Source organism: Nitrososphaera sp. (assembly GCF_050748925.1).
Lineage (GTDB): Archaea > Thermoproteota > Nitrososphaeria > Nitrososphaerales > Nitrososphaeraceae > Nitrososphaera.
Window position 1 is genome coordinate 1 of sequence record NZ_JBOGQF010000101.1, and the last position, 6,580, is coordinate 6,580.

The 6,580-nt window shown below is 56.6% G+C and carries 11 protein-coding genes; 3 read left to right on the plus strand and 8 right to left on the minus strand.

The genetic code is table 11. From position 1 onward, the window contains the following. The 5 genes from ACREAY_RS08750 to ACREAY_RS08770 all read right to left on the minus strand — a co-directional run. Positions 1 to 323, minus strand: a 323-nt coding sequence (locus tag ACREAY_RS08750; RefSeq protein ID WP_431755389.1) for a DUF373 family protein, incomplete at its 3' end; no start/stop codon positions are given. A gap of 94 nt (positions 324 to 417) precedes the next feature. Next, the gene (locus ACREAY_RS08755) at positions 418 to 1,014 is read right to left on the minus strand and encodes an RlmE family RNA methyltransferase (RefSeq protein WP_431755390.1); all 597 of its coding nucleotides are present in this window, start codon (positions 1,012 to 1,014) and stop codon (positions 418 to 420) included. Next, positions 1,011 to 1,415, minus strand: coding sequence for a helix-turn-helix transcriptional regulator (locus tag ACREAY_RS08760; RefSeq protein ID WP_431755391.1), 405 nt, complete (start codon positions 1,413 to 1,415; stop codon positions 1,011 to 1,013). Before ACREAY_RS08760 ends, ACREAY_RS08755 begins: the two co-directional genes overlap by 4 nt. An 86-nt stretch (positions 1,416 to 1,501) precedes the next feature. Then, positions 1,502 to 1,870, minus strand: a complete 369-nt coding sequence (locus tag ACREAY_RS08765; RefSeq protein ID WP_431755392.1) for a VOC family protein — start codon at positions 1,868 to 1,870, stop codon at positions 1,502 to 1,504. A 65-nt stretch (positions 1,871 to 1,935) separates the two neighbouring features. Further along, on the minus strand, positions 1,936 to 3,459 hold the full coding sequence (locus tag ACREAY_RS08770) for a 4-hydroxyphenylacetate 3-hydroxylase family protein (RefSeq protein WP_431755393.1): 1,524 nt from the start codon (positions 3,457 to 3,459) through the stop codon (positions 1,936 to 1,938). A 151-nt stretch (positions 3,460 to 3,610) separates the two neighbouring features. Between ACREAY_RS08770 and ACREAY_RS08775 the strand changes: the two genes are divergently transcribed. Next, positions 3,611 to 3,826 (plus strand): hypothetical protein, encoded by a 216-nt coding sequence (locus ACREAY_RS08775; protein WP_431755394.1) that lies wholly within the window; start codon positions 3,611 to 3,613, stop codon positions 3,824 to 3,826. Between the two features lie 3 nt (positions 3,827 to 3,829). Here the strand turns inward: ACREAY_RS08775 and ACREAY_RS08780 are convergent, their stop codons facing one another. Further along, the gene (locus ACREAY_RS08780; RefSeq protein ID WP_431755395.1) at positions 3,830 to 4,330 is read right to left on the minus strand and encodes a hypothetical protein; all 501 of its coding nucleotides are present in this window, start codon (positions 4,328 to 4,330) and stop codon (positions 3,830 to 3,832) included. A gap of 92 nt (positions 4,331 to 4,422) precedes the next feature. Between ACREAY_RS08780 and ACREAY_RS08785 the strand changes: the two genes are divergently transcribed. Together ACREAY_RS08785 and ACREAY_RS08790 are read left to right on the plus strand one after the other, a co-directional pair. Continuing rightward, entirely contained in the window at positions 4,423 to 4,956 is a 534-nt protein-coding gene (locus tag ACREAY_RS08785) for an adenine phosphoribosyltransferase (protein WP_431755396.1), read from the plus strand. Beyond that, entirely contained in the window at positions 4,956 to 5,753 is a 798-nt protein-coding gene (locus tag ACREAY_RS08790) for an S-methyl-5'-thioadenosine phosphorylase (RefSeq protein ID WP_431755397.1), read from the plus strand. Before ACREAY_RS08785 ends, ACREAY_RS08790 begins: the two co-directional genes overlap by 1 nt. Here ACREAY_RS08790 and ACREAY_RS08795 read toward each other — a convergent pair. Then, complete coding sequence (locus tag ACREAY_RS08795) at positions 5,748 to 6,038, minus strand: hypothetical protein (RefSeq protein WP_431755398.1); 291 nt, start codon at positions 6,036 to 6,038, stop codon at positions 5,748 to 5,750. The genes ACREAY_RS08790 and ACREAY_RS08795 overlap by 6 nt on opposite strands. Then, positions 6,038 to 6,460, minus strand: coding sequence for a hypothetical protein (locus ACREAY_RS08800; protein ID WP_431755399.1), 423 nt, complete (start codon positions 6,458 to 6,460; stop codon positions 6,038 to 6,040). The genes ACREAY_RS08795 and ACREAY_RS08800 overlap by 1 nt, the downstream gene beginning before the upstream one ends. Positions 6,461 to 6,580: the final 120 nt, after the last annotated feature.

The following is a 6,580-nucleotide window of genomic DNA, read 5'->3' on the forward strand; positions in this document are numbered from 1 at the left end:
TCGTCAGCCTCGACGCCGCGGTTGAACTTGCCTGCCACCACCGCGACCTCTGCGTTATAGCCCTTGCTTATCAATTCTTCATATGTTTTGACGGCGCCAAATATCGCGTTGCCGTCGGCGTCTTCAAGATCCTCAATCGCGAGCCTCGTGCCGGCGTTTATGCACTGGTCGCGGCCCACGATTGGCGTCTCGATGCCTCCCTTTGTCCCAATGTCGTCGTCTCGGTCTATGCAGAGCACGAGGAGCCTGCTCTGGGCAGCTTCGGGACCCTTGGGCACTTCCAGCTTGTGGTTGCGCTGGTATTCGACTGGCTCTTGGGGCATTTCGTGGACGTTTTACGGGTTGAGCAAACAGGTTAATTAATTTAATCAACTTTAGTTGAGGGTATTTGGTTTGTTGAAAATATTGAGAGAAACCTCAGTTCTTTGCAAAATTGAGGCAGACGAGGTACAGCTCTGAACTTTCCTGCCGGCTTGCGGTGGGCTTGCTGACAAGCACCTTGCCAAAGCTCGCCGCCATCTCGCCCTTTAGCTCCTTCATGAATTCGCCCTCAAACACCTTGAACACCGCGCTGCCTCCTCCCCTCAATACCTGCCGGGCAAGGGCGAGCGCGCTCCGGGTCAGGTCTATCTGCCGGGCGTGGTCGACTTCCCACATCCCGCTCACGTTTGGCGCAAGGTCCGACAGGACCACGTCGGCGCGCTCGCCAAGCTCCTCGACTATCTTTGCAATCGCCGCCGGGTCGTCGATGCTCCCTTCCAGGATGGTGGCGCCTGCAACCGGCTCTACTGCCTTCAAGTCGATGCCGACGACCCTGCCGGCTGCGCCGACTTGTTTTGCAGCCACCTGGACCCAGCCTCCCGGGGCGCAGCCGATATCTACAACTCTATAATTGCGTTTTAGCAAGTGGTAAGAATCGTCCAGCTGCTTTAGCTTGTAAGCCGCCCTGCTCCTGTAGCCCTGGTCCTTGGCCAGCTTGCGGTAATGGTCGCGCCTGGCGTCTGCAAGCCTCATGCCTTTTCTTCAGGTGGGGCCTGCCTTTTCTGGTTTGCCGAATCGAGGGACTGGACGAGCCAGGTCTCGATGTAGCCGCACGTTATCGGGCTGTACGAGCCTTCCAACGAGCACATGTGCTCGTACTGGCACGTGAGGCACGGCGCGTTCTCTATGCTGCTGGTATCTATCGGCAGTTTCGTCGCAAAAAGCTTGTAGGTCCACCGGCCGTTTTCAAGCATCTTTTCCCTGCGTATGAGGGCCCGGCGCTCAAGGCGTATTGCCACCCGCGAGCCGTCGCGGCTTGTCAGGTCGAGCTCTTTCCAGAGCTCGGACTGCAGGATCCCGTCCTTGCCGTTTGAGACTATAGTCCTGAAAACCTTGCCTGTCAGATCCTCGATCTGGGCTTCATTTAATTTCACTCACAACAACCCCAAAGATGATAGTATAGCGTGAAACTGATAAATAATCCTTTACGGCAGGCGCCTCATCGCGCCTGCCTGCAGGGTTACTTGGCCTTCTCATCCATCTGCATGAGGCCAAATATGTTGCCCTCCGTGTCCTGGCAGGCTGCATACCAGCCGACGCCCGGCACCGGCATCTTGGGCTGAACGACCTTGCCCCCGCCTTCCTGCACCTTTTTCGAGAACTGGTCAATGTCCGGCACGCCTATCGTGTTCATGGCAGGCATCCCGCCCTGGCCGCGTTTAGAGATGCCGCCGTTGATGCCGGGCTCCTTCTCGTCGCCGGTGGTGGCCATCCAGTATTCCATAGGGCCGTCCCACCTGGCAAACTTCCATCCAAATACGCTCTGGTAGAACTGTATAGCCCTTTCGGGGTTGTCTGCAGTCATGTCAAAGTGAACTGGTCTTGGCATAGTGGCTAGGCTAGAACCTGCAGCTATATAAAAGAGCTAACCAAAAGTAAGCAGGAGAAAGAAGGTTATTTGGCCTTCTTTTTCTTGCCGGCCCCAAATATCTTGTCAAAATATTCAGTGCTCTCTTGCGCTGTTTCGGCAGCCTCACCCTCTTTCACATTGGCAAGGTCCTTGGCAAGCTTTTTCTTGTATTCCAGCTGCATCTGGCGCGCAATCTGGATTCTCTGCGCCTGTGGCGAGCCGGCGCCGTGCATCGATTCTGTCAGGTATCCCACTGCGTTTCTGCCAAGCGTCATGTTCTCGATGAGGCGAAGTATCCTTACCCTGTTCTCTGTCGACACGCCCTTGCGGCCTTTCAGGTATTTTTCCAGTATCGGGCCGGTCACCTTGCCGCGAAAGTCCTTCTCTGACGGCATCGTCACCATGAGGCCGCCGGCGATGTCCTGCGCCAGGCGCCCGATCTCGTACGGAAAGCGGGTGACGTTGTGCTTGCAGACGTTTGCCAGCATGTCGTCGTTCTGCCAGTTGCCCGAGGCCGTCTTGTGAGCCTGGTAGGACGAGGCGATGCCTGTCCCAAATATCGTCTCGTTGAGATGCGTCATCTCGACAAGCTTGTCCCGGATGTGCGACGCGCTTGCCACGCCGTTATAGTCCGCGATTGCAGCCGCTGCTCCAATCAGCACGTCGCCAAGGCCGGTCTTGCAGACGTACGAGCGCCTGTGGTAGCACGTAAAGCGCTCCACTAGCATCGCGGCATAGTCGTATTCGCCGTCCATGAATATCAGCTCGTTTGGAATGAAAACGTCTTCAAACACGATCATGGCCTCCTGCCCGGCGAACTTGCTGTTGCCCGCGTCCATGTCGCCTTCTTCCATGCTCCGTGTGTCGCACGACTGCCTGCCATAGATGTAGGTGATGCCCGGCGCGTCGACCGGCACCGCGCCCACGATGGCATAGTCCTTGTCCTCAGCCTTCAAGCGCATGGTCGGCATGACGATTATCCAGTGCGAGTTGATGCATCCCGTCTGGTGCGCCTTGGCGCCGGTCACGTAGACGCCTTTCTTGTCCCTCTTGACGATGTGAAGGAACATGTCAGGGTCCGGCTGCTGGGAAGGCGAGAGGCTGCGGTCGCCCTTGGTGTCCGTCATCGCGCCGCCTATCACGAAATTCTCGCGCTGGATCATCTTTATGAAGTCTATTAGGCGCCTGTGGTACGGCGTCTTGTACTTTTGGTCGATTTCAAAAGTTGTTGAATATAACGAGTTCAGTGCGTCCATGCCCACGCAGCGCTGAAAGCAGGTGCCGGTAAGCTGCCCCAGGCGCCGCTGCATCTTGTTCTGGTTGACAAGGTCGTCGGCGCTCTCGGCGATATGTAAAAAGCGGTTCACATTGTGCCCTGAAATGGACGACTTTGCCGCCGCCATCTCTGGCTCCTCGTTTGCAATGTCGTAGGTAGCCGCAACGGCGTTGATAGACGGGCGGATCATCGGGTGGTCTACCGGCTCTTTTACAAGCTCATTAAAGAGGTAGACTTTGACCTTCCTTCCCCTCAGGCTCTCGACGTATTCAGCCCCGTTCTTGATAGGCATAATGAGGTACTTTGCCTGCATCTTATTTATAGGTTCTCGGTTCTGATAACCAGCGAAATGTTGCGGTTTTCGCACAAATTGCCGTGCATGTTGACCGCATTAGCCGGCAATTTGGGCCAACCCTTATGCGCCCCCGCCACGGAAATACCCGGTGGACCGGGAAAAGGTCATCACCGCGGCCATAGTGGCAGGCCTGTTTGGCGGCCTCGTGGGCGGGCCGGTCGCAAGCCTGTCGGACTATTACGCCCCGCCTGAAAGGAGGTTCTGGCTTTTCATGATACCAGAGATAATCGGCTTTATCTGCGCGGGCCTGATGGTCGTTTATGGCAGGTCGAGGAAAAAGCCGCGTGAGCCAGATCCGGCATGACTATTATTGTATGTAGCCCTGGCTTGCCGTGTCAAAGTTCTTGACCAGCTGAAAGTCGCGGCCAAACTGCGTCTGCACCATGTTTCGCAGCTGCGGAAACAGCGACGACGGGTCTTCCTTGGCCATTTTCGTAGAGCCGTGGTCGTCGCCAAGCATCGCCTTGCAGAGGTCGTAGGTCATCTGGCGCACAGTGTTTTCGTCCACGAGGCCGAGGCTGTGGAGGTATTCGTGCGCAAGCACCATGAACAGGTACGAGTTGTATTCCGTGTCCGAGCCGGACAGGTTCTTTATCGCTGCAAGGACGTAGCTGTTCATGGCGATGATGTTCGACCCCAGTATGTGGTAGGCGCCGAGGTTCGTCGGCATCACCTGCAGCACGAGCGAAAGGCCGGCCCTGTGCATCCGGAATTTCTGAAATACCGCTGACTTGACCAGCTCTAGCGCCTCGTTAAAGTCCTTCAGGTGCGCCACCTTTGCTGCAAAGACGGCCTGCTCTGCGTTCACGGCTCCATTTCGCACCCCAGCCGTATAAAGACAGCAGTAAGCTGGGGCTGACTTCGCAATCTTTTTTACCGCCGCAAGATCGCATAGATTTCGTGGCCTCCAAGGTAAACCTTGACAGGATAATAACAAAGCATCCAGATTTTCCAAAGCCGGGCATACTTTTCCGCGACATCAACCCCGTGTTCCGTAATCCTGCAGCGCTGAAATTCATCGCCAGCGAGTTTTACAAAAAGTTTTCAAAATCAAGGTTTGACTCTGTCGCGGGCATCGAGTCCAGAGGTTTCGTAGTAGCGACCGCAGTCGGCATAAAGGCCGGCAAGGGCGTGGTCATGATCCGCAAGGCCGGCAAGCTCCCCGGAACCACGATAAAAAAGTCGTACGACATCGAGTACGGAAGCGCCACGATGGAGATTCAGAATAACGCGGTAAAGAGGGGGCAGAAGGTGCTCGTGGCAGACGACCTGATAGCGACCGGCGGCACGGCAGTCGCGGCGGCGCAGCTCATCGAGGAGCTGGGCGCCAAGGTCGCAGGGTTTGGGTTTGTCATAGAGCTGGCAGGGCTAAAGGGCGCCGACAGGCTGCGCGACATGGGCTACAAGGTAGAGTCGCTGGTGGTGTATGACTGATGGCAGAAAGCGCGGACATTGGCATCATCGGCGGCACCGGCGTCTATGACTCTGGCCTTTTCAGCGACAAAAAAGAAGTCAAGGTCCACACGCCGTACGGCGAGCCGTCTGACGCAGTCACGATAGGCGAGTACGCGGGCAGAAAAGTGGCGTTCATCCCGAGGCACGGCAAGTGCCACCGCATCCCGCCCCACAGGATAAACGCGCGGGCCAACATCTGGGCGCTAAAGCAGCTGGGCGTCAAGCGCATAGTCGCACCTTCCGCGGTCGGCAGTTTAAGCTTTGACTACAAGCCCGGCGACATTGCGCTGCCAGACCAGTTCATCGACTTTACCAAGGGCCGGAACTATACATTTTACGACGGCGGGCAGGTGGCGCACATTTCGATGGCAGACCCGTTCTGCCCCGACCTGCGCACAATCGCGACTGACGTGATTGGGAAACTGGGGTTCACGTTCCAGCAAAAGGCGACGTACGTCTGCGTCGAGGGGCCGCGGTTTTCAACCCGGGCAGAGTCGAAATTCTTCCGCGACGTGATGAAGGCCGACATCATTGGTATGACGCTCGTGCCCGAGTGCAGCCTTGCGCGCGAGGCGGAAATGTGCTACCTGTCAATAGCCACGGTTACTGATTTCGACGTGTGGGCCGACATGCCGGTGACGTCCAAGGAAGTCATCGAGACTTTGCACAAGAACGTAGAGAAGACGAAAAAGCTGCTGGCCGAGCTGATACCGGCTGTTCCCAAAGAGCGCGTAAAATGCGCGTGCGAAAGCGCGCTCGAAGGCTCGCTATTATGACGGCGGTTTTATTCCTTCCGGCAGGGTAACGTCGCCTTCCACTATCTTGCGCTGGATGGTCATTATCAGCGCCTCGGGGTCGACGCCCATCTTGGCCACCTTTGCAAGCACCGTCTTGGCTATCGTCACGCTGGCGTTGTGGCCGCCGATCCTGCCAAACGCGATAGCCTTGAACCTGAACTCTTTGCCCTGCAGCACGAAATAGCCGAACAGTTTTGCGGCGACTTCGCTCCCCTGCGCGTTGCTCACAAAAACAGTGACTGGGACGTCGTCATCGCGCATCATTACTTGCCTTCAACCTCTACGTTGCGGTTGACGTTTTCCTTGACCAAAAAGCTCCACCATTCCGGGTCGGCCACCACAAAGTTCTTGACGTCAAACTCGACGGCCTTTTCGTCGGCGTCTTCGAACCTGAACCGCCCTTCCTTTACCAGTTTGACCAGCTTCCACCTGAAATGGCCCTTGCGCTTGCGGCTGACCGCGACTGCCCACTCTTCCTCTGGCTTTTTCTTGGGCATGCCGATATAGTCGACGATGTCGAGGATGCCCAGGCGCTTTTCCTCGCAAAACATCTCTTTTGTCAGCAGGCTGCGCCAGATGTCCACCGACCCCAGTGTCCTGCCTCCCTCGTTAATGTTGATGACTCCAAAATAGACTACCTTGTCGCCGCCAGTGGGGTCCGAAGTCGTCATTTTGGCTATTTTCACCCTGCCCGCCTATTTAGTCCTTGCATCCTCGTAGGGCTTTTCAAGCACGATGCCGATGTTGTCCACCCGCAGGTTCTTTTTGAACTGGATGCCGTCCTCGTTGCACCGGCGCCTGTAGCG